The sequence below is a fragment of the uncultured Roseobacter sp. genome, from assembly GCF_947495025.1.
GTDB lineage: Bacteria > Pseudomonadota > Alphaproteobacteria > Rhodobacterales > Rhodobacteraceae > Roseobacter.
In genome coordinates this window covers 114,222-139,040 of record NZ_CANLXG010000002.1, presented here as the reverse complement: position 1 = coordinate 139,040, position 24,819 = coordinate 114,222, and the positions used below count along the sequence as shown (strand labels likewise).

The 24,819-nt window shown below is 58.5% G+C and carries 23 protein-coding genes; 17 read left to right on the top strand and 6 right to left on the bottom strand.

What is annotated here, in order from left to right:
• Window positions 1–19 precede the first annotated feature (19 nt).
• Window positions 20–703 (top strand): SOS response-associated peptidase, encoded by a 684-nt coding sequence (locus Q0792_RS08715; RefSeq protein WP_298839062.1) that lies wholly within the window; start codon window positions 20–22, stop codon window positions 701–703.
• A gap of 12 nt (window positions 704–715) precedes the next feature.
• On the opposite strand, the gene Q0792_RS08710 is transcribed toward Q0792_RS08715, so the two are convergent.
• Window positions 716–1,054, bottom strand: coding sequence for a hypothetical protein (locus Q0792_RS08710; RefSeq protein ID WP_298839060.1), 339 nt, complete (start codon window positions 1,052–1,054; stop codon window positions 716–718).
• Between the two features lie 163 nt (window positions 1,055–1,217).
• The gene (locus tag Q0792_RS08705) at window positions 1,218–2,135 is read right to left on the bottom strand and encodes a LysR substrate-binding domain-containing protein (protein ID WP_298839057.1); all 918 of its coding nucleotides are present in this window, start codon (window positions 2,133–2,135) and stop codon (window positions 1,218–1,220) included.
• 110 nt (window positions 2,136–2,245) lie between these two features.
• Between Q0792_RS08705 and Q0792_RS08700 the strand changes: the two genes are divergently transcribed.
• From Q0792_RS08700 to Q0792_RS08625, 16 genes are all read left to right on the top strand, one after another.
• Window positions 2,246–3,469, top strand: coding sequence for an acyl-CoA dehydrogenase (locus Q0792_RS08700; protein WP_298839054.1), 1,224 nt, complete (start codon window positions 2,246–2,248; stop codon window positions 3,467–3,469).
• Between the two features lie 411 nt (window positions 3,470–3,880).
• Complete coding sequence (locus Q0792_RS08695) at window positions 3,881–4,936, top strand: ABC transporter ATP-binding protein (protein ID WP_298839052.1); 1,056 nt, start codon at window positions 3,881–3,883, stop codon at window positions 4,934–4,936.
• 83 nt (window positions 4,937–5,019) lie between these two features.
• Window positions 5,020–6,240, top strand: coding sequence for an ABC transporter substrate-binding protein (locus Q0792_RS08690; protein ID WP_298839049.1), 1,221 nt, complete (start codon window positions 5,020–5,022; stop codon window positions 6,238–6,240).
• A gap of 126 nt (window positions 6,241–6,366) precedes the next feature.
• On the top strand, window positions 6,367–7,392 hold the full coding sequence (locus Q0792_RS08685) for a carbohydrate ABC transporter permease (protein WP_298839047.1): 1,026 nt from the start codon (window positions 6,367–6,369) through the stop codon (window positions 7,390–7,392).
• Window positions 7,392–8,549: a carbohydrate ABC transporter permease gene (locus Q0792_RS08680; protein WP_298839044.1), complete on the top strand. Its 1,158-nt coding sequence runs from the start codon at window positions 7,392–7,394 to the stop codon at window positions 8,547–8,549. Before Q0792_RS08685 ends, Q0792_RS08680 begins: the two co-directional genes overlap by 1 nt.
• Before the next feature lie 128 nt (window positions 8,550–8,677).
• A complete protein-coding gene (locus tag Q0792_RS08675) occupies window positions 8,678–9,208 on the top strand; it encodes an ester cyclase (RefSeq protein WP_298839041.1) in 531 nt (176 codons plus the stop codon).
• Window positions 9,209–9,220: 12 nt separating this feature from the next.
• A complete protein-coding gene (gene hisD, locus Q0792_RS08670) occupies window positions 9,221–10,549 on the top strand; it encodes a histidinol dehydrogenase (RefSeq protein WP_298839038.1) in 1,329 nt (442 codons plus the stop codon).
• 6 nt (window positions 10,550–10,555) lie between these two features.
• A complete protein-coding gene (locus tag Q0792_RS08665; protein WP_298839035.1) occupies window positions 10,556–11,563 on the top strand; it encodes an ester cyclase in 1,008 nt (335 codons plus the stop codon).
• Window positions 11,560–12,609 carry an ester cyclase gene (locus tag Q0792_RS08660; protein WP_298839033.1) on the top strand — a complete coding sequence of 350 codons (1,050 nt, stop codon included), beginning with the start codon at window positions 11,560–11,562 and terminating at the stop codon, window positions 12,607–12,609. The genes Q0792_RS08665 and Q0792_RS08660 overlap by 4 nt, the downstream gene beginning before the upstream one ends.
• Window positions 12,606–13,367, top strand: a complete 762-nt coding sequence (locus Q0792_RS08655) for an SDR family oxidoreductase (RefSeq protein ID WP_298839031.1) — start codon at window positions 12,606–12,608, stop codon at window positions 13,365–13,367. Before Q0792_RS08660 ends, Q0792_RS08655 begins: the two co-directional genes overlap by 4 nt.
• Window positions 13,368–13,407: 40 nt before the next feature.
• Window positions 13,408–14,415 carry a LacI family DNA-binding transcriptional regulator gene (locus Q0792_RS08650; protein WP_298839028.1) on the top strand — a complete coding sequence of 336 codons (1,008 nt, stop codon included), beginning with the start codon at window positions 13,408–13,410 and terminating at the stop codon, window positions 14,413–14,415.
• 4 nt (window positions 14,416–14,419) lie between these two features.
• Complete coding sequence (locus Q0792_RS08645) at window positions 14,420–15,388, top strand: nuclear transport factor 2 family protein (protein WP_298839025.1); 969 nt, start codon at window positions 14,420–14,422, stop codon at window positions 15,386–15,388.
• Window positions 15,389–15,391: 3 nt separating this feature from the next.
• Window positions 15,392–16,024: a pyridoxamine 5'-phosphate oxidase family protein gene (locus Q0792_RS08640; protein WP_298839022.1), complete on the top strand. Its 633-nt coding sequence runs from the start codon at window positions 15,392–15,394 to the stop codon at window positions 16,022–16,024.
• Window positions 16,021–16,989, top strand: coding sequence for a cupin domain-containing protein (locus Q0792_RS08635; protein WP_298839019.1), 969 nt, complete (start codon window positions 16,021–16,023; stop codon window positions 16,987–16,989). Before Q0792_RS08640 ends, Q0792_RS08635 begins: the two co-directional genes overlap by 4 nt.
• 3 nt (window positions 16,990–16,992) lie before the next feature.
• Entirely contained in the window at window positions 16,993–18,120 is a 1,128-nt protein-coding gene (locus tag Q0792_RS08630; protein WP_298839016.1) for a cobalamin-independent methionine synthase II family protein, read from the top strand.
• The gene (locus tag Q0792_RS08625; RefSeq protein WP_298841793.1) at window positions 18,120–18,815 is read left to right on the top strand and encodes an RraA family protein; all 696 of its coding nucleotides are present in this window, start codon (window positions 18,120–18,122) and stop codon (window positions 18,813–18,815) included. Before Q0792_RS08630 ends, Q0792_RS08625 begins: the two co-directional genes overlap by 1 nt.
• 135 nt (window positions 18,816–18,950) lie before the next feature.
• Here Q0792_RS08625 and Q0792_RS08620 read toward each other — a convergent pair whose 3' ends face one another.
• From Q0792_RS08620 to Q0792_RS08605, 4 genes are all read right to left on the bottom strand, one after another.
• Entirely contained in the window at window positions 18,951–20,996 is a 2,046-nt protein-coding gene (locus tag Q0792_RS08620; RefSeq protein WP_298839014.1) for a bifunctional diguanylate cyclase/phosphodiesterase, read from the bottom strand.
• 164 nt (window positions 20,997–21,160) lie between these two features.
• Window positions 21,161–22,393, bottom strand: coding sequence for a mandelate racemase/muconate lactonizing enzyme family protein (locus tag Q0792_RS08615; RefSeq protein ID WP_298839012.1), 1,233 nt, complete (start codon window positions 22,391–22,393; stop codon window positions 21,161–21,163).
• 23 nt (window positions 22,394–22,416) lie between these two features.
• Complete coding sequence (locus tag Q0792_RS08610) at window positions 22,417–23,508, bottom strand: Zn-dependent alcohol dehydrogenase (protein WP_298839009.1); 1,092 nt, start codon at window positions 23,506–23,508, stop codon at window positions 22,417–22,419.
• A gap of 101 nt (window positions 23,509–23,609) precedes the next feature.
• Window positions 23,610–24,818 (bottom strand): TCR/Tet family MFS transporter, encoded by a 1,209-nt coding sequence (locus Q0792_RS08605; RefSeq protein ID WP_298839007.1) that lies wholly within the window; start codon window positions 24,816–24,818, stop codon window positions 23,610–23,612.
• Window position 24,819 lies beyond the last annotated feature (1 nt).

Genomic DNA, 24,819 nt, shown 5'->3' with positions numbered 1-24,819 from the left:
TCAGGAATAGACTGGGATTGTGTGTGGACGTTTCGCCATAACCCTGCCGCGCGACGCGATGGCGCAGCTCTTTAACGCGCAGCCGGATAACGATCTGCCGGATGTACCGAATTTCAATGTCTGCCCTACCACAGACATACACGTTGTAATCGGAGGTGTTGAGCGACCTCGCAGGCTGACGACCATGCGCTGGGGTTTTTTGCCCCACTGGTACCGAAAACCAACCGGCGGGCCGCTTCTGATAAATGCCCGTTCAGAGACCATCGCGGAAAAACCTGCATTTCGTGACGCTGTTCGCCAGCGGCGCGGGCTGATCATAGCGGATGGCTTCTACGAATGGACCCGAACACCTGATGGTGCCCGTGATCCCTGGTATATCCGTCTGGCAGACAGGACACCTATGGTCATGGCGGCGGTCTGGCAGGAATGGACCGGACCGGAGGGCGAGGCAATGCGAACCTGCGCCATAGTCACGGTGGCCGCGAACGGGCGAATGGCTGAGATTCACCACAGAATGCCGGTTCTGGTGAAGCCCGATGATTTTGGATTGTGGCTGGGGGAAAACGGTCACGGCGCGGCCGTGCTGATGGAAGCCGCGCCGGACGAGGATCTGGTGCAGTACCGGGTCAGTCGGGCGGTAAACTCAAACCGTGCCAGCGGTCCTGAACTGATTGAGCCGTTCGAGCCGGAAAAACAGAATTAGAGAAAGGGCCGGTTAATCTGCGGCCTGATCTGTGCGGAGCAGATCACCGGAAAAACGCCCGGTGTTGTCAAAGAACCGTCCTGCCATCTCTGCGGAAACGGACATGACGAGTTCCTGACCCTCATCAATGTCCATCGTTTCCCACAGACCGTCTTTATGGCGCACGCTGTGGGTTTTCCCGCTGACGTTTACGAAACGGACAGAATCTCCTTCGCGGACCTCGGTCACCGTCGGGAAGTAGGACGTTGCAAGGATGAAAATAACGTGCTCGCGCGCCTCCTGGGCGGCAATGCTGAATGGGGCCAGTCCGAGAAAGAACAGGGTAACAAACGAAACAGATTTAACTCGCAAAACACTTTCCTCAGACCGGCCCCACCCAATCAGCAGATGTGAATTGTGATAAATTTGAATTGAGACTGAATTGGGCCAGAGCAATGTCCCGGTAGCGGCATTCCGGGTGCATACAGAGTGTTTCCGATGCGTCTACAATACTGGCAACAAAGCACTTTTCTCGTTATGGGGGAATTGATCCGGCTGTATCCGGTGCCGTGTCCACCTGATGGGACAGCCATGACCGGAATGAAGAGAGCGCCGGGTCATTGCTGCGTTCACCTGGCCACACAAGGTAATAGCTCCCGATACTTTCTGTGGTTTGCCGTGCTGCGAGTACCAGTTGCCCGCTGTCGAGATAAGGTTGCGCGAAAAAGGTTGGCAGAAGGGCGATGCCCAGACCGTGGATTGCGGCCTGCGCCATTGTTGAGAACTGATCAAAAACCATGCCTGCAGGAGGATCCTGATCAACGCCAACCGCGCGAAACCACCGCGCCCATCCGCGGGGGCGTGTGTCGAGGTAGAGCAGATCGCAGGCCAGTAGTTCTGCCGGATCGCGTGCCTGGCCGTTGAAAAGATCCGGTGCACAAACCGGGACGACCGTCTCCGGCATCAGCGGCAGATAATGCACACCGGGCCAGTCTTCGCGTCCGAAGTGAATGGCTGCGTCAAAGGTGCTCGACCGGAAATCGAAAGGCGCAAGCCTGGTGGACAGGTTCACTGTTACTTCGGGATGCAGCCTGGCGAAATCCTGCAGGCGCGGAGCCAGCCAGTGCATCCCGAAAGCCGGCAGGATGGACAGGTTCAGCGTGCCACCGGAAGAGTCTGTACGCGCGGCGAGCGAGGCACGGGCCAGGCTGGTCAGCACGTCGCGGATTTCGGTCACATAATTTCTGCCTGCCGGCGTCAGTGCCAGTCCCCGCCCTTCGCGAACGAGGAGCGTGACATCCAGCTGCTCTTCCAGTGTGCGCAGCTGACGGCTGACAGCGCTTTGCGTCAGCGAGAGCTCTGCTGCGGCGAGGGTTGCGCTGCCAAGCCGTGCGACGGCTTCAAAACACAACAGCGCGGAAACGGAGGGCAGAAAACGGCGTGGCGCAATCATATGACTTTTTCTCATACAATGAGGGACAAAGCTTCGTTAGTCATTCCGCGTTGCATTTGCAATAATGCGACGCGAACGCTCATCTGTCCAAAAAACCGAGAGGAAATGTCATGAATGCCGAAGCGCCTGTCCTGAAAGCCAAAGACGCACCAGATCTGGGCAGTTTTGACTGGTCTGATCCTTTCCGCCTTTCTGATCAGCTCAGTGAAGACGAGCGTATGATCCGCGACAGTGCAGCGGCCTACGCGCAGGAAAAACTGCAGCCGCGGGTGATTGATGCCTTTGCCGGTGAAACGGTAGAGCCGGGCATCTTTCGCGAGATGGGCGACATGGGGCTCCTCGGTGTGACCTGCCCTGAGGAATATGGCGGGCTTGGGGGGTCATATGTATCTTACGGCCTGGTCGCGCGTGAAGTCGAACGGGTGGATTCGGGTTACCGTTCGATGATGTCTGTGCAGTCCAGCCTCGTGATCTACCCGATTTATGCATATGGCTCAGAGGCGCAGCGCAGAAAATTTCTTCCGAAGCTCTGTTCCGGCGAGTGGATTGGCTGCTTTGGTCTGACAGAACCGGATGCAGGCTCGGACCCGGCCGGTATGAAAACACGGGCTGAAAAGACGGCAACCGGATACCGGATCACCGGTTCCAAAATGTGGATTTCAAATGCGCCGATCGCAGATGTTTTCGTCATCTGGGCCAAGTCGGAAGAGCACGGTGGCAAAATCCGTGGTTTTGTCCTGGAAAAAGGTATGTTTGGCCTTTCCGCTCCCAAAGTTGGCAACAAGCTTTCGCTCAGGACTTCTGTGACGGGCGAAGTTGTGATGGACGGTGTCGAGGTCGGTGAGGACGCGCTGTTGCCCAATGTTCAGGGCCTCAAGGGACCGTTCGGCTGTCTGAACCGTGCGCGGTATGGCATCAGCTGGGGTTCCATGGGGGCCGCTGAATTCTGCTGGCACGCTGCGCGCCAGTATGGCCTGGACCGACATCAGTTTGGCAAGCCACTTGCCGGCACACAGCTGTTTCAGAAAAAACTTGCGGATATGATGACGGAAATCTCGCTGGGTCTGCAGGCTTCCCTGCAGGTCGGGCGTCTGCTTGACGCTGCGAATGCGGCCCCTGAGATGATCAGCATCGTGAAACGGAACAATTGCGGAAAAGCGCTTGAGATTGCGCGGCAGTCGCGTGACATGCATGGCGGCAACGGGATTTCCGGCGAATTTCAGGTGATCCGGCACATGATGAACCTCGAAACGGTCAACACGTATGAGGGCACGCATGATGTTCATGCGCTGATCCTTGGCCGGGCACAGACAGGTATTCAGGCGTTTTTCTGACGGCAGACTGGTTGTACGATTCGTGCGGTCCGGGACCATCCGGGGCCGCACAGACCTGTTATTGTGGCCGCTGCGTGATGAAAAATCCGGCAGTTGCCTCGGCAGCATGCGCCAGTATCCGCCGGTGTTTTTTAGAGGTTGATGACCTGTGTTTCCGGATGTGCGCCTGACGGTTCGCAGGTGCAGATTCCCAGCGTAAATCCTGAGTTTTGTAAGTATCCGGACCGGTTATCAGACCGGTCTGTCCCGTGCTGCCGGTGTCGGATCGTGCTGCGGTTGCATTCGGTCATCTGACGGACCCTTCTGCAGGAATTTTGCACACGTTTGCAAAAAATCCTTGCCAAGCGTTAACCTCGCTGACTAGCGTTAGGAAAGGCCTGCTGTCCGTGGGCTGTGTCAGTGGGGGGCATCATGGCCGAAATTCAACTGCGCAATGTCAACAAACGCTGGGGCAGCTTTGTCGGAGTGGACAACTTCGATCTGACCATTGCGGATCAGGAATTCCTCGTGCTGCTCGGCCCCTCAGGTTGTGGCAAGACGACGACAATGCGGATGATTGCGGGCCTTGAGGACGCCACCGATGGCGAGATTATCATTGACGGGCGCGTCGTGAACGACCTCGATCCGAAAGACCGCGATGTGGCGATGGTTTTTCAGTCCTACGGTCTTTATCCGAACATGAACGTCTACGAAAATATCCGGTTTCCGCTGAAGGTCCGGAAAGTGCCGGACAACGAACACGATGAGCGCGTCCGCCGCGCCTCTGCCATGGTGGAACTGGACGATTTCCTGCATCGCAAACCCGCCGAGCTTTCAGGTGGCCAGCGTCAGCGGGTGGCTCTGGCGCGTGCGATCGTGCGCGAACCAAACGTTTTCCTGATGGACGAGCCGCTGTCCAATCTGGACGCAAAACTGCGCGTTTCCACGCGGGCACAGATCAAAAATCTCAGCCACGAACTCAAGGTGACGACGGTTTACGTCACCCACGATCAGATCGAAGCCATGACCCTTGCTGACCGCGTGGTTGTCATGAAGCAGGGCAAAGTGCAGCAGGTTGGCACACCTACAGAGATTTACGACAACCCGGCGAATACATTTGTGGCCAGCTTCATCGGAAGCCCGGCGATGAACCTTATGGATGGTGATGTCTCGGGGGGGGTATTTCGCGGCAGTAATGTCGAGATCAGCGGTCTTTCCGCGCCGGACGGACCCTTTACGCTGGGGTTTCGTGCCGAGGATGCGAGCATTGCCGAAAACGGCGCGGGCCAGATCAACGCGCCGGTCTATACGATTGAGCTTCTGGGAGATGCCACGATGCTCACGGTTCGGGCAGGTGGCCAGCTTGTCTCGGTCAAAGCACACAAAGATTTCCGGGCAGAGATCGGCGATATGATCTCCTTCGCTGTTCCGGTTTCGATCTGTCACCTGTTCGACAGGGACAGCGGGATGCGCATAGGCGCGTCCTGATCGGATCACGTCCCCTGCGGGGGGCCAAAAAAGGGTGCAGCCTTGCAAGATGCACCCGCGTAAACGCAACAGGGAGTTTGCATATGTTTTTGAAAAGAATTGCACTGGCGGGCGCGGTCTCGCTCATGGGGAGCGCGGCATTCGCGGCCTGCTCCTACGAGAACGAGGTGCCGATCAAGTCGCTCTCAGCCGGTTTTGAGGCATGGAAAGCCGTCACTGACGCGATGGCCGAGTGCGGTAACTTCCAGGCTGAGCTCGATCAGGAGTTCCGCACAAAGCAGCCGGCCGCCTTTGAGGCAAATCCGTCGCTGTATCAGATCGGTGGCGTTTCCAACGGCACGATTACACCGCTGCTGAACGCCGGCACAATCCGGCCACTTGATGATCTCGTCGAAAAGTACGGCCAGAACCTGAGCCCCAACCAGCTGATCCGTATCAATGGCGAGATCATGGCTGTGGCGATGATGGTGAACACGCAGCACCTCATGTACCGCTCGGATATCCTGGCCGATCTGGGTATCGCAACGCCCACAACCTGGGATGAAGTCTATGCTGCCGCGGACAAGATCAAGGCGGCCGGGGTTGTGGATTATCCGCTGGGTGCCACGATGAAATCCGGCTGGAACCTGGCGCAGGAATTCGTGAACATGTATCCCGGGCATGGTGGTCAGTTCTTCAACGACGACAACACCACAGCGGTAAATTCTGACGCGGGGCTTGCCGCGCTGGCGACCATGAAGAAAGCGCTGGAGTACACTGACCCGGAAGTTCTTGTAAGCGATTCCACCTACGTTCAGCAGCAGTTCCAGCAGGGCAAGATCGCAATGGCGAACCTGTGGGCAAGCCGCGCAGGTGCTATGAATGACGAAGCCGAGAGCCAGGTTGTCGGCAAAGTTGCCATGTCCGCCGCGCCGAAAGCGACGGCAGACGGTGCACCTGCAACCACACTGTGGTGGGATGGTATCGTCATCGCGAAAAACATCTCGGACGAGGAAGCAGATGCAGCTTTCCGTCTGGCCATGGAAGGTCTCGACACAGAGATGGTATCCGGCGCGAATGACGCAGCGATCTGGCTGGTCAGCGGCTACCAGCCGACCGATATCGCAAAAGGGGCGATTGAAACGGCGACAGCCAACCCGGCACCTCCCGCGTACCCGTCCACCACACAGATGGGCCTTCTTCACACCGCGCTCGGCAACGAGCTGCCCGCATTCCTGACAGGCGAGCGCGATGCAGCTGCCACTCTGGTTGCGATTGAGGAAGCCTATACAACATCGGCCAAAGAAGCCGGCGTTCTGAAGTAATACACGCGCTGGCCGGATCCGTCCGGCCAGCCGCCACCATCCGGGCATTTTGCAAAGTGGCGCGATGCGCTTCTTTGCAAACTATCCGGACACATTGCAAACCAGACCGGTGCAGGGAGTAACCCCATGAAGTTCAGGACATTTGCAGCCTTTGTCGGCCCGTCAGTCTTTATGATGCTTCTGTTTATTGCGGCCCCTCTGATCAGCGTATTCATCCAGAGTTTTCAGGTGACCCAGCCGATCCTTGAACAGGTCGAGGTCGAGACCTGTACGCCGGGTTTCCTGACGCAGACCTGTACCACTGAAATAAAGACGGTCCCGGTGCTGGACGACAATGGCAAGACCATCACCGAGACCAGATGGGTTGGTTTGCAAAGCTACAAGAACGTTCTGCAAATGGATAAATTCTGGGCCGCCGTCGGCAATGGCAGCTGGAATGACATCATGCAGATCGATTTCTGGAAGGCCTTGCGGTTTACCCTGTCTTTCACTTTGCTGACCCTGCCGCTGGTGATCGGCGTTGGTCTGGCGATCGCGCTAGCGGTCAATAACGCCACCCGGGCCATACGCGGACCGATCATCTTTATTTCGCTTCTGCCGTTCATCATCACGCCGGTGATCGGGTCGCTTTCTATCTACTGGCTCTTCGTAGGCGACGGTATTCTGACCGCGATGATGGAACGCTGGTCCGGCCAGAATATCTCGATGTTTGCCCAGGCCTGGACCATCGAATTGCTGATGTATTTCTACCGTGTCTGGCACGTGGCACCTTTTGCGTTCGTGATTTTCTACGCAGGCCTGCAGACCGTAAATATGGACACGCTGGAATCTGCTGTAATTGACGGGGCCAGCCGCTGGGAAAGACTGCGTCATGTGATCGTGCCGCATCTGATGCCGCTGATCGTTTTCATTGCGCTGATCCACCTGATGGACTGCTACCGCGTCTTCGAGGAAATCGTCGGCTTCCGCAGCCAGGCGCATGTGATTTCTCTGCAGTGGCTGACCTATGACTTCATGACGCCTGACGATGCCGGGAACCGGGCAATTTCCCGGGCCTCTGCCTCTGCCATGCTGACCATGATCGGGATTGTCTTCCTGCTGATCCTGCCGCTGCGCCGTACATGGCGTGACCACAAAGGGAGTGCGCACTGATGTCTACCTCCAAAGCGATGCAGCAGTCCTTTGCACTGCGTTTCTCCTCCGGCGCTTTTCTTGCCTTCTGGTGCCTGCTCGCGGCATTTCCGATCTTCTGGATCGCAATCATGAGCTTCAAATCTCCGGTGGATGCCTTTGCCGACAGCCCCTGGGACGTCATCAGCGGCCCGGCGACACGGGCGGCGGGAAACGGACTTTCGGTTATTGATATCGTTGTCGGGCTGATCGTGCTCTATTTCTCGATCCGCTGGGCATTCACGCGCCTCCCGGGACTTGTGCAGCAGTACTCACCGCCCGCGTTTCTTGTGCTGGGCTGGGTCTTTGGCGCCGTTCTCTATGCGGTCGCGTTTATCCTCGTATTTTTTGGATTGCTGCCACTGGTGCTGAGCGTTGTGAACAGTATTCTGGGCCCGCTCGGAACACCTGTGCTGGGTCTGACGACCGAACACTATGTGGCCGTCTGGGGCGAGAATGAATTCTACCGTAACTTTCTCAACTCCATGCTGGTCACTGCCGGGGTTGTTACCATCTCGCTGACCGTCGGCACGCTTGCCGGGTACGGGCTGGCGCGATCAGGTTCCGATCTGGCGTTCTGGCTGCTGATCCTGGCGCTGATCTTCCGTGCTCTGCCACACTCGGTGCTTGTCGCCGGCTACCTGCCGGTGTTCATCAACTCCAGCGAAATACTGCGCCCGATCTTCGGTGAAGGTGCTCCGACGCTCTATGGTCAGCCGTGGGCGGTTATTGCCGTGCTGGTGTCGATCAACCAGCCTTTCACCATCTGGATGCTGCGCAGCTTTTTCCAGAACATCCCCGCCGAACTGGACGAGGCCGCCCGCGTTGACGGGTGCAGCCATTTCCAGGCTTTCCGCCGGGTGATCATGCCGGTGATGTGGCCGGGCGTTATTACGACGGGCCTTTTCAGCTTTCTGCTGGGCTATAACGACTTTCTGGTAACGTCGCTGCTTCTTGATGCGCAGAACCAGACCATGGTGCCGGCCATCGCGGGTTACTTTAACCGCGAAACCACGACCACAGACCAGGTCGAGGCGGTGGCGGCCGCGGTATCCATCACGGCACCGCTCTTTTTGCTGGTCATGGTGTTCCAGCGCCAGATTGTGAGCGGCCTGACGGCAGGGGCGGTGAAAGGCTGATGAGCAGAAACGCCAGATCAGGGCTGATGCAGCGCCATCCCGCTCTGAACAGAATGCCCCGTGATTTCATCAGCGGGACGCGCAGATAACCAACGCGTTTCCAACCTGATGAAGAAAGGAGGGTCCGGATGAAGGGCTCCAGACCAGAACAGGCCGTGCTGAGCAAAGACACGGACATGAGCAGAACAGATGAAACCCGTGCTGTGATTGAAGGCATGGTGGATGGGCTGAACGATCACCGTATTGACGACATCGGCACCTTTTTCGCGGAAAGTTTCCGCTGGATGGGCAACCAGGGCTGCGGGACCAAGAACGGTCTGCGCGAGTTTCAGGACAACTGGCAACGTCCTTTCCAGGCAGCGTTTTCCGACAAGGTCTGTGTCGACGAGGCGCGTCTGTATATGGGCGAATGGGCGGCGGCATTCGGGCGTCAGGAGGCGACGCATTCCGGAGAATTCATGGGCGTCGCCCCAACCGGCAGGCGGGTCGAGATCCGTTACATGGATTTCTGGAAAGTCGAGGAAGGGAAGATCACCGACAACTGGGTGATGGTGGATTTCCCGCACGTGCTGGCCCAGCTGGGCCATGACGTTTTTGGCGGTGAGGGCTGGGAAGCCTTTGATCGCGGCGAGAAAGAGCCGCCGCGCCCCGGTCAGTGAGGAACAGGAAGAATGGCTATAGAATATCTCAAACGCGGAAAATCGGATGCCGAACGTGCCGATGACGATGCAAAAACCCGTGCTGCGGTCGAAAGCACCCTGGCAGATATTGAGGCCCGCGGCGATGTAGCGGTGCGCGAGCTGAGCGAGAAATTCGACAGCTATTCGCCTGCATCCTTCCGCCTGAGCGAGGAAGAGATTGAGGCACTGATCTCCCAGCTCAGCCCGCAGGAGCTGCACGATATCGAATTTGCCCAGGCGCAGGTGCGCAACTTTGCCCAGGCGCAGCGCGACAGCATGCTGGATATCGAGATCGAGACAATGCCGGGGGTCATTCTGGGGCACAAAAACATCCCTGTGCAGTCCGTGGGATGCTATGTGCCGGGGGGCAAATTTCCGATGGTGGCATCGGCACATATGTCCGTGGCGACGGCCAGCGTAGCTGGCGTGCCGCGTATCATCGCCTGCACGCCGCCTTTCAGGGGCAGGCCGAACCCGGCAGTGATCGCGGCGATGCATCTGGGCGGTGCGCATGAGATTTACGTCATGGGCGGGATCCAGGCTGTGGGTGCGATGGCAATTGGCACGGAAACGATTGAGCCTGTGCATATGCTGGTTGGCCCGGGCAATGCCTTTGTGGCCGAAGCCAAAAGGCAGCTTTTTGGCCGCGTCGGGATCGATCTGTTCGCCGGTCCGACTGAGACCATGGTGATCGCCGATGAAACCGTGGATGCCGAGATGTGTGCAACCGACCTGCTGGGGCAGGCCGAGCACGGGTACAACTCGCCCGCGGTGCTGCTGACCAATTCGCGCAGACTGGCCGATGAGACCCTCTCAGAAATCGAACGTATTCTGACCATTCTGCCCACAGCCGACACGGCGCGGGTCAGCTGGGAAGAATATGGCGAGGTTATTCTGTGCGACACATGGGAGGAGATGCTGCAGGTGGCCGACGATGTCGCGTCAGAGCACGTCCAGGTCATGACAGAACGGGATGACTGGTTTCTGGAAAATATGACCTGCTATGGCGCCCTGTTTCTGGGGCCCCGCACGAACGTGGCAAACGGCGACAAGGTCATCGGGACAAACCATACATTGCCGACCAAAAAGGCCGGTCGTTATACCGGCGGTCTCTGGGTTGGTAAGTTCCTCAAGACCCACAGCTACCAGAAGATCACCACCGATGAGGCGGCCGCAGAAATCGGGGCCTACGGTTCGCGGCTCTGTATGCTTGAAGGGTTCGTAGGGCACGCCGAGCAGTGCAATCTGCGCGTCCGCAGATACGGCGGGCTCAATGTGCCCTATGGCGAAGGTGCGCCGGCGAAGGAAGCAGCGGAGTAAGCACGCGTGCAGCCAAACCAGCGAAACAAGGAGACGGCTCTGCGGCTGTGGCGGGCGCTTGACACTGATCCTGCCAGTGCTTTGCCGGAACTGACCCGGGTGAGCCACTGGCAGGGTCCTGAACCTGTTGGCATCTGTACGTCTGCGGGGGCGATCATTGAAAAGATGTTTGCGCCCCTGCGTGCCGCGATCCCGGACCTTGCGCGGCAAACCCATCTTTTCCTCGGAGGGGACTCGTCTGCGCATGAAAGCGGACAGGGCGATGGCACCAGGTGGGTAGCCGGCACCGGGTATTTTACCGGCCATGCCACATCGCCGGTTTTTGGCATTCCGGCACAGGATACCGCGCTGCGCATCCGGTGGGGCGAGTTCCTGCGATTTGATGCCGGGGGCAATGTTGTACACGCCCAGACAATCCTGGATTTTGTGGACTGGTTCGATCAGATCGGCCTTGGTGTTCTGCCGCCGCCGCGCGGTGCTGCGCATGTCTATCCTGCGCCGACCGCGTACGATGGTGTTCTGACAGAACCGCAGGACCCCGGTGTAACCGCAGAAACGCTGGATTTTGGCCGCCGGTTTATCTTCGGCGGGCTTAACAGCTTTGACGAGCAGGACCTGTCCAGCATGGGGATGGCCCGGTTTTTTCACCCGAATGTAAAATGGTATGGCCCGGGTGGCATCGGCGCCTGCCTTTCACTGGCGGAGTTCGAAAATCTGCACCAGCAGCCATGGCTCAGAGCCTTTCCCGACCGGAAGGTCATGCATCTGGAGAGCCTTTTTGCTGAAGACCGTATCCTGGCCGCGTCCGGGCCTATGGGCGTCGTGGGCACCCATGGCGGTCCCTATCTGGGTCATGCCGCGACTGGGCGACCAATCGAGGTCTCGGGCCTCGATTTCTGGCTGAGAACCGGGGACCGTTTCACCGAGAACTGGGTGTTCGTGGATATGGTTCACCTTTTTGCCCAGATGGGTATCAGCCTGTTTGACAGAATGAAGGAAAAGGCGCGGGCATGACAGACCGGCACAGTACCCATAAAGACCTGATCGCACCGGTTCGGGCGGCGATGTATGACTTTAATCCCGACAGTCTGCGGACAGCGCTGAACAAGGCCTGTGCGCAGGATGTGGTTTTCCGCCTCGCATTTCCGTTCGAAAACCTGGCGGGCGTCGAGGCATGGATGAGCAGCGCGGTATTGCCGCTCGCGGCGGCGGTCCCGGATCTGGAGCGGCGTGATTTCATCGTCATGGCCGGGACAACCCCGGAGGGTGCGGACTGGGTTGGCTGCGGGGGCTATTATTGCGGTACATTCTCGGCGCCCTGGCTCGATATTCCGCCGACCGGACACATGGTTCATCTGCGGTTCCACGAGTTCTATCGCATCACGGATGGCAGGGTTACCGAAGTACAGGCGCTCTGGGATATTCCCGAAGTTATGATGCAGGCGCGCGCCTGGCCAATGAGCCCGTCGCTGGGGCGGGAATGGCACGTCCCGGGGCCTGCGACCTGTGACGGGCTGATCACAGGGCCATCAGACGAGGCAGCAGGCTTTCGCACCTGTGAGCGTATTGTCGATATGCTGAGCCACATGAAAAAGCATCCCTCAGAAGGCGGACCGGAGGTCATGCAGATGCACCGGTTCTGGCACCCGAAAATGTCCTGGTACGGACCCTCGGGCATTGGTACAGGCCGGGGCATCAGTGGCTTCAGGAACTGGCACCAGATCCCGTTTCTGAATGCGATGCCTGACCGCGGCCAGTACCTGGACGAAATCGAATACCACTTCTTCGGTGACCGCAATTACGCCGCCGTGACGGGATGGCCCAATATGGTGCAGTCGATCACAGACGGCGGCTGGCTGGGCATCGCACCGCCGGGTAAAAAGATTTCGATGCGCAGCCTCGATTTCTGGCGGCTGGAAAAAGACCTGATCCGTGAAAACTGGGTGATGGTCGACCTGTTGCACATGTATGATCAGATCGGGGTCGACGTACTGGCCCGTATGCGCGAGTTTAACAAGGTACGAAACGGGTTTGACCCGGAGACCGGAGCAGCACTGTGACCCGTTTACCCCGAACACCACGATCCGACCTGACCGGCAGCCGCGCGCTCGTTACTGGTGGATCGTCAGGCATTGGTCTGGGGTGCGCGGTGGCGCTGGCCGAAGCGGGCGCGCATGTGGTCTGCGCCGCCAGGCGCGCCGGACCGTTGCAGGACGCTGTGGATGCGATGGCCGCGGCGGGTCTCTCGGCCGAGGCGCTGACATTTGATCAGACAGACCTGCAGGCGATGGATGAGGTCTTCGGGACACCTTTCGACGTGGTCATCAATTCGGCAGGGCTCGCACGCCATAGCCCGGCGACCGAAACAACACCGGCAGATTTTGATGCCGTGATGAATATCAACCTGCGCAGCGCCTATTTCCTGTCGTCGCGCGCAGCCGGAGCGCTCATCGCAGCCGGCCGGCGGGGATCCATCATTCATATCTCCAGCCAGATGGGGCATGTGGGCGGTGTGGACCGTGCAGTCTATTGCGCATCAAAGCATGCGCTTGAGGGCATGGTGAAATCCATGGCGATTGAGTGGGGAAAATCCGGCATCCGCATCAATACGATCTGTCCGACCTTCATCCGGACGCCGCTTACAGAGGGTACATTTGCCAACCCGGAGCGGCTGGCGTGGATCATGGATAAGATCAAGCTGCCCAGAGTGGGCGAGGTGGAAGACATCATGGGGGCGGCGGTTTTCCTGGCCTCGGACGCCTCTGCGATGGTGACCGGCACATCAATGCTGATTGATGGCGGATGGACAGCTGGTTGATGGGGCTTTCAGACCAGCATATCAGCGTCGGAGAGGTGCCATGGGTAAGGTGACCTCTCTCGAAGTTGCTGAAAAGGCAGGTGTCAGCCGTTCGGCTGTCAGCCGTGTTTTCACGCCGGGTGCGTCAGTCAGCAAACGGACAGCTGAAAAAGTGCGTAAAGCCGCAGCCCAGCTGGGATACCGGCCAAACGTCATTGCGCGCAGTCTGATTACGGGACGCAGCCGGATCATCGGTCTGGTGGTGGCCTATCTGGAAAACCAGTTTTATCCCGAGGCGATCGAGCGTCTTTCCAAGGCACTGCAGTCTGAGGGCTATCATGTGCTGGTCTTTATGGCCTCCAATGATCACGAGGCCACACAGACGGTGATTGACGAACTCCTTGACTATCAGGTGGATGCAATCATCGCGGCCTCTGTCGGTCTGTCCAACGATCTGACGGAACGCTGCGAAGGTCTGGGCATACCCATCGTGCTGTTTAACAGGCACCAGTATGACGACAGGCTGTCCAGTGTCACATCGGACAACGTTGCAGGCGGGCGCAAACTGGCGGAGTTTCTTGTGGCCGGCGGACACAGGCGCATTGCACATATCGCGGGATGGGAAGGAGCCTCGACCCAGATCGACCGCGAGGCAGGCTTCATGGATGGCCTCAGGGACGCAGGCCAGACGCTTTTTGCCCGCCGTGCAGCGGATTTCGATTTCGAGAAGGCCCGCGCCGTAGCACGCGAAATGTTCAGCCGGTCAGAGCGCCCCGATGCTGTATTCGTCGCCAACGACCATATGGCCTTTGCTGTGATGGATGTGCTGCGTTTTGAGCTGGGTCTTTCGGTGCCGGGTGATGTCTCTGTTGTCGGCTATGATGACGTGACCCTCGCGCGCTGGCCCAGCTATGATCTGACGACGGTAAGACAACCTGCCAACCGGATGGTTGCTGAGACGGTGAGTGTTCTGATGGACAGGCTTTCCGACAACGATACCGCTCCGAGACGCGTGGCCCTCGACGGACCACTGATTGTCCGCGGCTCTGCCCGCAAACCAAAGGAATAGTACCGTGAAAGGTTTCGACCCTAAATTCAGAGATTTTCCCGACTACATTCTGGGGATCACAAAAGAGATATGGGAAGACCGTGGGATTGCCACGCTCCACCGGTACTACTCTGATGATATTGTGGTGCGCACGCCTGCGTCAGTTGTGGTGGGCAACCAGAATGTCATCGGGGCAACGATGGCGACGCTGGCGGAATTCCCGGACCGTACCCTGCTCGGCGAGGATGTGATCTGGTCCGGCACGCCCGAAGAGGGGATGCTGTCGTCGCATCGTTTGCTGAGTACCGCGACGCACGCGCGGGATGGAGTTTACGGCAAAGCCACGGGCAGGCCGCTGGTTTACCGCATCCTTGCTGACTGTCATGCCATCAACAATCAGATCAACGACGAGTGGCTGATCCGGGATCAGGGCGCGATTGTCCGCCAGCTGGGTGTTGATCCGAAACGCTACGCCGCCAACCTGATCGAAGAAGAAGGTGGACCGGAAAACTGTGTCCGCCCGTTCAGCCCGGCGATTGATCAGCCGGGGCCCTACAGGGGGCGTGGCAATGACAATGAATGGGGTCAGAAATATGCCGATATCCTGACCCGGATCATGGGGGCGGATATGGCGGCGATACCGGCGGAATATGACCGGGCTGTTCATGCCGAGTATCCGGGCGGTATCAGCGCGCACAGCCATCCGGCAGTCGATCAGTTCTGGATGGGTCTGCGTGCATCATTTCCCGATGCGGTCTTTCAGATTGATCACCAGATCGGTCGGGATGATCCTCTGATGCCGCCGCGCGCTGCTCTGCGCTGGTCACTGACCGGCAAACACAGCGGCTGGGGCACATTTGGCGCGCCGACGGGTGTGGATGTTTATCTGATGGGTATCTGCCACGCCGAATTCGGGCCGTGGGGTCTGAGACGTGAATATGTCATCTATGACGAGACGGCGGTCTGGAAACAGATCCTCCTGCAGACGGGCTGACCGGTGGAAAGCTACGGCAAACTGATGTTCACCCCGGCCGTCCAGGCCGAACAGCGTGCGCGTGGTTCCCGTGAGATGTGCGAGCGCATTGCCGAACGTGCCGCACCCGGAGCGCTGGGACCCGATGAAAGTGCATTTATCGCTTCGCGCACGTCCGTCTACATCGCAAGCGTTTCCGAAAACGGGTGGCCCTATGTCCAGCACCGTGGAGGGCCGCATGGCTTTCTGAAGGTGCTGAATGAGAACACGGTCGGGTTCGCGGACTACCGGGGCAATGCACAGTATATTACTTCCGGCAATCTGCGCAGCGACGCCCGGGTGTCGCTGTTCGCGATGGACTATCCGCGCAAGGCCCGTCTGAAACTGCAGGGACATGCCTCGATGATCCCGGCAGATGCCGATCCGGCACTGGCTGAAAAACTGGCGACCGAAGGCGGGGGGCGCGTTGAACGCATCGTGCTTATCCGCGTGAAGGCCTTTGACTGGAACTGTCCTCAGTATATCACGCCGCGATTTGACACCAGCGAAATTGCAGCCCTGGTTGCACCCGAGCTGGAACGACTGGAAACCCGGAACGCAGAACTGGAGGCCGAACTGGCCCGGTTGCGTGCCGACAAAGAAAGAGAAGAGACATGACCCCATCCGAGATGGAAAACCGCATTGTGCGTTATGGCGATCTGCAGCCCTGCAAGACCGCTTTTATCGACGCACACACCCCGGGCAGCGACCAGAAGGAAAACTTTACGATTATCGGCGGTGGCGTGTCAGAGAGCCCTGATCAGCATGTGCATATCGCTTTGCCCCATGGCTTCAACATCGGTGCTGCGGGCCAGCCGCCGAAATGTCGCAACAGTCTGCACAGTCACCGCACGGCAGAGGTCTTTTTTGTCCTGTCAGGCCGCTGGCGCTTTTTCTGGGGGCGCCGGGGCGATGCCGGTGAAGTCGTTCTGGAGCAGGGAGATATCTTTAATATCCCAACAGGGATTTTCCGCGGATTTGAGAATATCGGCAATGACTACGGAATGATCATGGCGATCCTGGGCGGTGACGACGCCGGAGGGGGCGTGATCTGGGCACCGCAGGTCATCGAGGACGCACGTGCACACGGCCTGATCCTGTCAGAAGAGGGCAAACTCTACGACAGTAAAAAGGGGCAGACCCTTCCGGAAGGAGTGAAACCGATGCCTTTGCTGTCCGATGACGAACTCAAAACCTATCCGGAGCCAGTATCCGGTGATGTGGTGCCCGGATATGTGGCGCGCTACTGGGATATGCATGCCATGGCGGACCGCAAGCCTGTCAAGGTTATCGGCGAGACAGGTATGCTGCGGGACAGGCCGGGTTTCGAAGTTGATTTTGTTACCCGTGGCTCTGCAGGCGAAACGATGCACAGCCATGACCGGCCGTCTGTGCTGATGCCTGTCCGTGGTCACTGGCGTGTGACATGGGAAGGGGGCGCGGCGACGCTTGCACCCGGCGACACAATGTCTGTTCCGGAAAACCTGATGCACAACGCCATGCCCTCGATGACTGGTGATGCCGGTCTTTATCACATCGTGGCCACGGGGGATCCCGCTGGCCAGACCTGGACCGGAGACTGAACCATGAATATTCCCGTCACCCACGTTGGCAGTCTCCCGCGATCCCAGGACGTTGTCGATTTCATCTTTGCCCGTGAGAACGGCGAAACCTATGACCAGTCTGATTTTGATGCGACGATGACCACTGCAGTTTCCGAAACGGTACGGCGTCAGGTCGAAGCCGGTGTCGGTATTGTCAGTGATGGTGAAACTTCCAAGATTTCCTATGCCACTTACGTCAAGGATCGCTACACCGGCTTTTCCGGTGACAGCAAGCGCAACGCGCCTGCCGATCTCAGGCAGTTTCCGACATTTCTGAAAAGGCTGGCAGACGAGGGCGGCACCCCACAGTATGCGCGGCCGATGTGTACCGGTGAGGTCCGTTCGAAAGGGCAGGGCGAGCTGGAAAAAGACATCGCAAATCTGAAAGCGGGAATGGCGGAACATGGCGCAGAACGTGGCTTTATGAATGCCGCCAGCCCGGGGGTGATCTCTCTTTTCCTGCAGAATGAACACTATGCCACCCGCGAAGCTTATCTGGCAGCGCTGGCAGATGCGATGCGCGAAGAGTATGAGACAATCGTCGGCGCAGGTCTTGATCTGCAGCTGGACTGTCCCGATCTGGCCCTGTCCCGCCACATGCTTTTCAACGATCTTTCGGATGCGGAATTTGTCAACATCGCCAACAGCCACGTCGAAGCGCTCAATCACGCGCTGCAGAACGTACCCGAAGACCGGGTTCGCATTCACATATGCTGGGGAAACTACGAAGGGCCGCATACCTGTGACATCGGCATGGACAAGGTTTTCGATACGCTGATGTCGGCCAAAGCGCGCTATGTGCTTTTTGAAACATCCAATCCGCGGCACGCCCATGAATGGACAGTGTTCCGCGATCGCCGCAAAGACATTCCGGACAATAAGATACTGGTGCCCGGTGTCGTGGACACGACAACAAACTTTGTCGAGCACCCTGAAGTGGTCGCCCAGCGGATCGAGCGGTTTACCGGCATCGTCGGGCCGGACCGTGTGATCGCCGGGTCAGATTGCGGTTTCGGTACTTTTGCCGGTTTCGGTGCCGTAGACCCGGAAATTGCATATGCGAAACTGAGTGCGCTGTCCGAGGGCGCAAGACTTGCGGAGACGCGATGATGGACGCATCACTGCTGGAACTGCTGCGAAAGGTCGATACACCCACCGTTTGCAATGCCATTGAAGTGGCACAGGGCAAACGGGGCTTCAGTGACTTTACCCGTGGCACGATGCTGTGCTCGGCGCCTGACAGCGGTGCTGTGGTGGGCTACGCAAGGACAGCGCGCATTCAGGCGGTCAGTCCGCCAGCCGAGCCTGCAGATGTTATCCGCGCACGTCGCATGGCCTATTACAGATACATGTCAGAGGGGCCCCGACCGGGTGTGGCCGTGGTTCAGGATCTGGACGTTCCGGATGCGATCGGCGCCTACTGGGGCGAGGTCAACACCAACATCCACAAGGCGTTTGGCTTGTCTGGTGCGCTGACAGATGGCGTCATGCGTGATCTGGGCGATCTGCCGGAAGGATTTCCTGTGGTCGCCGGATCAGTCGGCCCAAGTCATGGTTTCGTGCATGTTGTGGATTTTGATCAACCCGTCGTGGTCCATGGTATGACAGTGGCGCCGGGCGCGCTGGTACATGCGGACCGCCATGGCGCCGTAACCGTCCCCGACGACGTGGTGCCGGAACTGGCGGATGCGGTTGCGACGCTCATGCGGTCTGAATCGATTGTCTTTGAAGCGGTAAAGGGCAGGCAGATCAGTTTTGAGGAGTTTGAGGCAGCATGGGCCGCCTTTGAAGCAGCGCGGACCTGAATTTCAGGTCTTTTTGTGCCCTTTGATTTGAAACGATCTGTTGCTTTGGCGGCGATGCCGTCTGGCCGGACCGGTGTCGGGTGAAATGCGCTTCTGAACTTTGCCTGTGCGGCGCACAGCGTGTTCCCCGGGTATTCAGCCGGCACCTGATACGTCGGGAACATCGCTCCCGAGATCTGACAGAAGCGTCAGAGCCTGATCCAGCTCAAGCGGTGGTGAAAAATAGAAACCCTGGGCCACGTGAACGCCAATCTCCATAAGAAGCTGTGTCTGTTCCCACGTTTCCACCCCCTCGATGGTCACTGTTTTATCAAGATCATGAAACATGCGTGTCAGGTGGATCAGCATTCCCCGGTTCTGTTCGATCCGTGTCACATCCTTTGCCAGGGATCTGTCGATCTTGATTTCATCAAACGGGAACTCCAGCACATATGACAGAGATGAATATCCGGTACCAAAATCATCAAGGGCAATTTTCACACCAGCCTTGCGCAGCTGTTCCAGAGTATGACGTGCCTGTTCCCAGTTGCGCATAAAGACACTTTCGGTAATTTCGAGCGTCAGCCGGGAAGGCGACAACCCTGTCTCCAGCAGAACATCGAGAACTTTTTCAACGAACTCCGACGTTCGCAGATCAATAGTGCTGAGATTCACGGCGAGGCCGACTGAGGTGCCAGGCCTCTGTGAGGCGCGGGAGACAAAACCTGCGGCTTCTTTCATAATGTGGAAGTCAACCTGTTCGATCAGACGGCTTTCCTCGGCCAGCGGAATGAACTCCGAAGGTGCTATATCATCGTCGCCCAGACGCCAGCGCGCGAGGGCTTCAAACCCTACCAACTCGCCTGTGCGCAGGTTGATCTTCGGCTGCAATACCGGACGGATGCTGTCTTTTGCTATGGCGCGGGGTAATTCCGAGATCAGCTCCATCTTGCGGCCCATTTTGGCACGGAGCGGTTCGTCAAATACCTGGAAGCAGGATTTGCCGGCGCCCTTGGCCGCATAAAGAGCGACGTCTGCGGCTTTCATAAGAGCTGCGTTGCTGTTGCCATTTACCTCGGAAAGCTGTGCTATTCCGATGGAGCAGCCAGGGCGCAACATGGCCTGACCAAATCTGAATTCCTGCTGGATTGTATCGACAAGCTGCTGTGCCAGCACCAGGACATCAGAACCGGGCCGGTCTGGCGCCAGTACCACCGCAAATTCGTCACCGCCAAACCGTGCTACAAGGCCGCCTTCGGGTTCAATCACCTCCCGCAGGCGTTCTGCAATCGTGACGAGCACTGCGTCGCCCGCATCATGGCCCATGGAGTCATTGATCAGCTTGAAGTCATCGAGATCCAGCAGACAGATGATCACATCGGCAACCGCACCTTCCTTTACACGTGTGATTTCCGCGTCGAGCCGGTCGTTGAACATGCTGCGGTTGGCCGATTGGGTCAGTGCATCGTGTGATGCGAGGAATTTGGCCTGTTCTTCCGCTTTTCGCTGGTTCTTTTCGGCGGTCACCTGTCGTTTGAGCGCCGTTACAGTTCGTGCCGACCGCTGCGCCTGCTGCGTGATGATTGCAAAGACCAGCATACCGACAAAGGGCACCGTCGCCAGTCCGTAGACCGCGCTTTGCGTGACGGAACCGGTCAGGTCAGTTTCCACAACAAATGCGCCCATAACATCCCCGACGCTGTAGATTTCCTGTCCAAGTGCCGCGTTGTGGCAGGCAACACAGCTTTCGGACGAAGCGATGGAGGGGATGATGGTCCGTCCGATAAACAACCCGTTCTGCCAGAGGTGCTCATTGTGAGCCGCGGGCGTATCCGCCTGTGCCATTTCTTCAATGAGAGACCGTATATGAGCGTCTTCTTCAACGGTTTCCAGCTCCAGGCCGGGGGTGCCGGGCATGCGCATTGTGGACGCGGTTGCCCGGACATCGACACTGCTTTTGACGTTGTCCGTGAATTCCTGGATGCCGATACGGCGGAAGGTGGCGGGCACCAGATTGTCTTCGTCGCGGTGCACCGAAAATGCTTTTGTGAAAGCATTGGTCATGTCTATGAGCTGCTGTCGCTGCGAGGTCTCGTTCATCATAACCTTGTAGTTGGACGCAACAAAGTAACCGGCGCCGACAAGTGTCGCGCAGAGCAGGCAAACAAGCACACGCAGTCGTTTTTCGTTAAACCATGCCAATTTTCAGCCACTCTGGTGATGAGAGGCCAAAAAAACTTATGCCGGGTTTCAGAGCCGTTACTGGCCTGCTGATAAATACCTAGAAATCAAGGTAAAAGCAGAACTTTACCTGCGAAACACGCCGGGCACGTCGTCAGCCAACGAGGCAAAGCGCCCGGACGCTGTCAGTCCCTTGGTGCAGGGGCACCACCTTCAAAGTCATTGCCATTGACATAGTCGCACGGCTCTTCCTGCATCTGCAGATGCAGGCCGTCACCCGTCCAGGGATGAGCGCGCGCCAGTTCCTCGTCCAGGTCGATGCCAAGACCAGGCGTCTGCGGCGGGGTGATGAACCCATCCTCAACCCGGATCGTGCTGCGGATCAGACTGTCGTGAAAGGGTGTTTCGATGGTTTCGGCCATGAGCAGATTGGGGATTGAAGCCGCGAGATGTACATTGGCCGCCCATTCAACTGGTCCGGCATAGAGGTGTGGTGCCATCTGCGCGTTGTAGACTTCCGCCATGGCGGCGATTTTCTTCACTTCCCAGATACCGCCCGCGCGGCCGAGCGCCGGTTGCAGGATCGTGGCGGCACCACTGCGCAGCACAGGTGCAAATTCGGCCTTTGTGGTCAGCCGTTCGCCGGTGGCCACGGGGATACGCACGGCGCGCGCGACCTTTGCCATTTCCTCTGCTGCGTCGGGCGGGATCGGTTCTTCGAACCACAGCGGGGAATAGGGTTCCAGCGCCTGACCCAGCCGGATGGCCCCTGCGGTGGTGAACTGGCCATGGGTGCCAAAGAGCAGATCGGCGCGGTCGCCCACCGCCTCGCGGATGGCTTTGCAGAAAGCGACGGACTGGCTGATGTCGCGCATGCCAGGCATGTGCCCGCCGCGCATCGTGTAGGGCCCGGCGGGGTCGAATTTCACGGCAGTATAGCCCTTGTCCACCATGGCGAGGGCGCTTTCGGCGGCCATGTCGGGCGAGGTCCAGAAGGCCGCGAGGTCATGTTCGGGCAGTGGGTAAAGGTATGTATAGGCGCGTATCCGGTCGTTCATCATACCGCCGAGCAGCGCCCAGACCGGTCTTTCCCGGGCCTTGCCAAGAATATCCCAGCACGCGATTTCGAGACCTGAGAATGCCCCCATGACGGTCAGATCCGGCCGCTGAGTAAAGCCCGAAGAGTAGGCGCGGCGGAACATAAGCTCGATGTTTTCCGGATTCTCACCTGCCATATGGCGGTGGAAAACGTCTTTGATGACATGCCGCATCGCCTCAGGTCCGACAGATGATGCATAGCACTCGCCCCAGCCCGTAATGCCGTTGTCAGTGGTGACCCTGACCAGAATCCAGTAGCGGCCACCCCAGCCCGGGACGGGCGGTGCGGTCACAATCACATCAAGGTCGCGGAGCTTCATCGGCTGTCCTTTCGCACTGGCGGTCAGGTGTCGAAAACGATCACATTGCGCCGGGCGCCACCGGTTCTGGTGTCGGCAATCGCCTCATTGATCTGATCCAGCGTCCAGCGTCCTGAGATCAGTTCATCAAGCTTCAGACGACCCTGAGAATAGAGGTCCACCATCCACGGAATATCCCGCTGGATGACCACGTCGCCCATCTTTGATCCGGTCATGCCCTGACCTGTCGCAGCCAGCATAACCGGCTCATAACGCGACAGCGCGCCGGAATGCGGCATGCCGACCATGATGACTTTGCCGCCTGCGCCAAGATATCTTGGGGCCTGATCATAGGCGGGAATGGCGCCGACGGTTACAATCACGGCATCGGCGCCGCGCCCGCCCATGGCGCTGATCGCTGCGCGCCATGGTTTGTCCGACGTTGCAAGGACCCCGTCGGTTGCGCCGAAGTCGCGCGCAGTCTGCAGTTTCTCCTCACTCATATCGACCGCGATAATCCGGCGGGCACCGGCGATGCGCGCACCCTGGATCGCATTAAGCCCGACGCCCCCGGCGCCGATGACGACAACATCCTGACCAGCCCGCAGGCCAGCGGCATTCACAACCGCGCCCACGCCGGTGATCACGCCGCAGGCCACCAGGCAGGCAGCCTCTTTGGAGATGTCCGGGCTGATGCGGACGACCTGGTTCTGATCGACGACAACTTTCTCGGCGAAGCCGCCGCAGGCCATAGCCTGATGCAGCTTACCCCCTGTTGTCGTTGTGATCGGCCCGTGGTCGCCGTCGTAAGGGGTTTCGCAGATGGTCGGTTTGCCGGATGCGCAGTTACCGCAGCTCCCACAGGCCCGGATAAGCGTGACAATGACACTGTCCCCGTCTGAAAGCCCGGTGACGTTATCGCCTGTTGCCGAAATAACGCCGGCAGCTTCATGGCCGTAAACCGCGGGCAGGGACCCGCCCCATGCGCCGTCTGCATAGGATATGTCCGAATGGCAGATTGCAACGGCGCTCAGGGTCACTTCGACTTCACCTGCCTGCGGTGCCCTGAGGTGAATGTCCTCGACCACGAGGGGGTCGCCAAAACTGTGGCACACTGCGGCTTTGATTGTCTGCATAAACTGTCACTTTCTGTGGGCGGCGATGCGCCTTTGCTTTTCCGCCAGCCTGTCGTCGTGGCCGCCGGGTTGCAAGCCTGAAGACGACAGGGTCTGTCGCTTCAGTCTGGCCCTGCGGCTGCTTTACTCCGCATTACAAACACTGCCAGGCCCAGTACAATCAGACCTGCAGAAAACAGAAAGGGTGCGCCGGGCAGATAAACCGGGGCATCATCGGCTGTAAACGTCGCAAAAGTGGCCGTCATGATCATCGGGGAAAAGATCATTGCGAGTGCCGAAAGCGAAGTCAGCGCCCCCTGCAGTTCGCCCTGTGCATCAGCGCCCACTGCTTTGGACATGATACCCTGCAGAGCCGGTGTGATAACTGCGGCAAGAGCCGCAAGTGGTGTCAGGATCAATGCCAGCGTTCCGTTGGTGACAAAGGCAAGCGCCAGAAAGGCAAGAATGTCGAACACATGGCCGTATACAACGGTGCCACGCTCCCCGAGGATTCGCAGGACCGGCCTGATCAGGCCACCCTGCACGATGGCCAGCATAATGCCGAAAAGCGCAAGGCTCAGCCCGATTGTCTGAGGATCCCATCCAAATCGTTCTTTGCCGAAAAAGGACCAGACAGCGGGATACACCATAAAAGCCACCTGGTAGATGAAAAACACCATCAGCATCGGACCGATGCCGGGCAGTCTGCGGAGCTGTTTCAGACTGCCCAGCGGATTGGCCCGCGACCAGCGAAAGGGCCGGCGGATTTTGTCAGTCACTGTCTCCTTCAGCACGAAAAGTCCAAAGCCAAAGTTCAGCAGGGCCAGAAAGGACGCGGCATAGAACGGCGCACGCGTGCCATACCCGGCCAGCAGTCCGCCGATCAGAGGGCCAAGAACAAAACCGACCCCGAAAGCTGCCCCCACCAGGCCAAAGTTGGCGGCTCGGTCTTCGGGTCCGGAGATATCCGCCATATAGGCGTTGGCGGTGGACTGGGTCGCAGCGGTGATGCCTCCGACCACACGACCGACCAGCAGCAACCAGATGCTGCCGGCGACGGCCATTACCAGGTAATCGAGCGCCATGATCACCAGTGAGACCAGCAAAACGGGACGACGGCCAAATCTGTCTGACAGGCCGCCGAGGACCGGCCCGAACAGGAACTGCATCACAGCGAAAACCGTCGAGAGCAGACCACCCCACAGAGCAGCCTCGGCAAGGTCGCCCGCGCGGACTTCCTGGATGAGGTCAGGCATGACGGGGATAATGAGGCCAATTCCCATGGCGTCGATCATGACAGTGACCAGAATGAAAAGGACTGCAGGGCGCAAA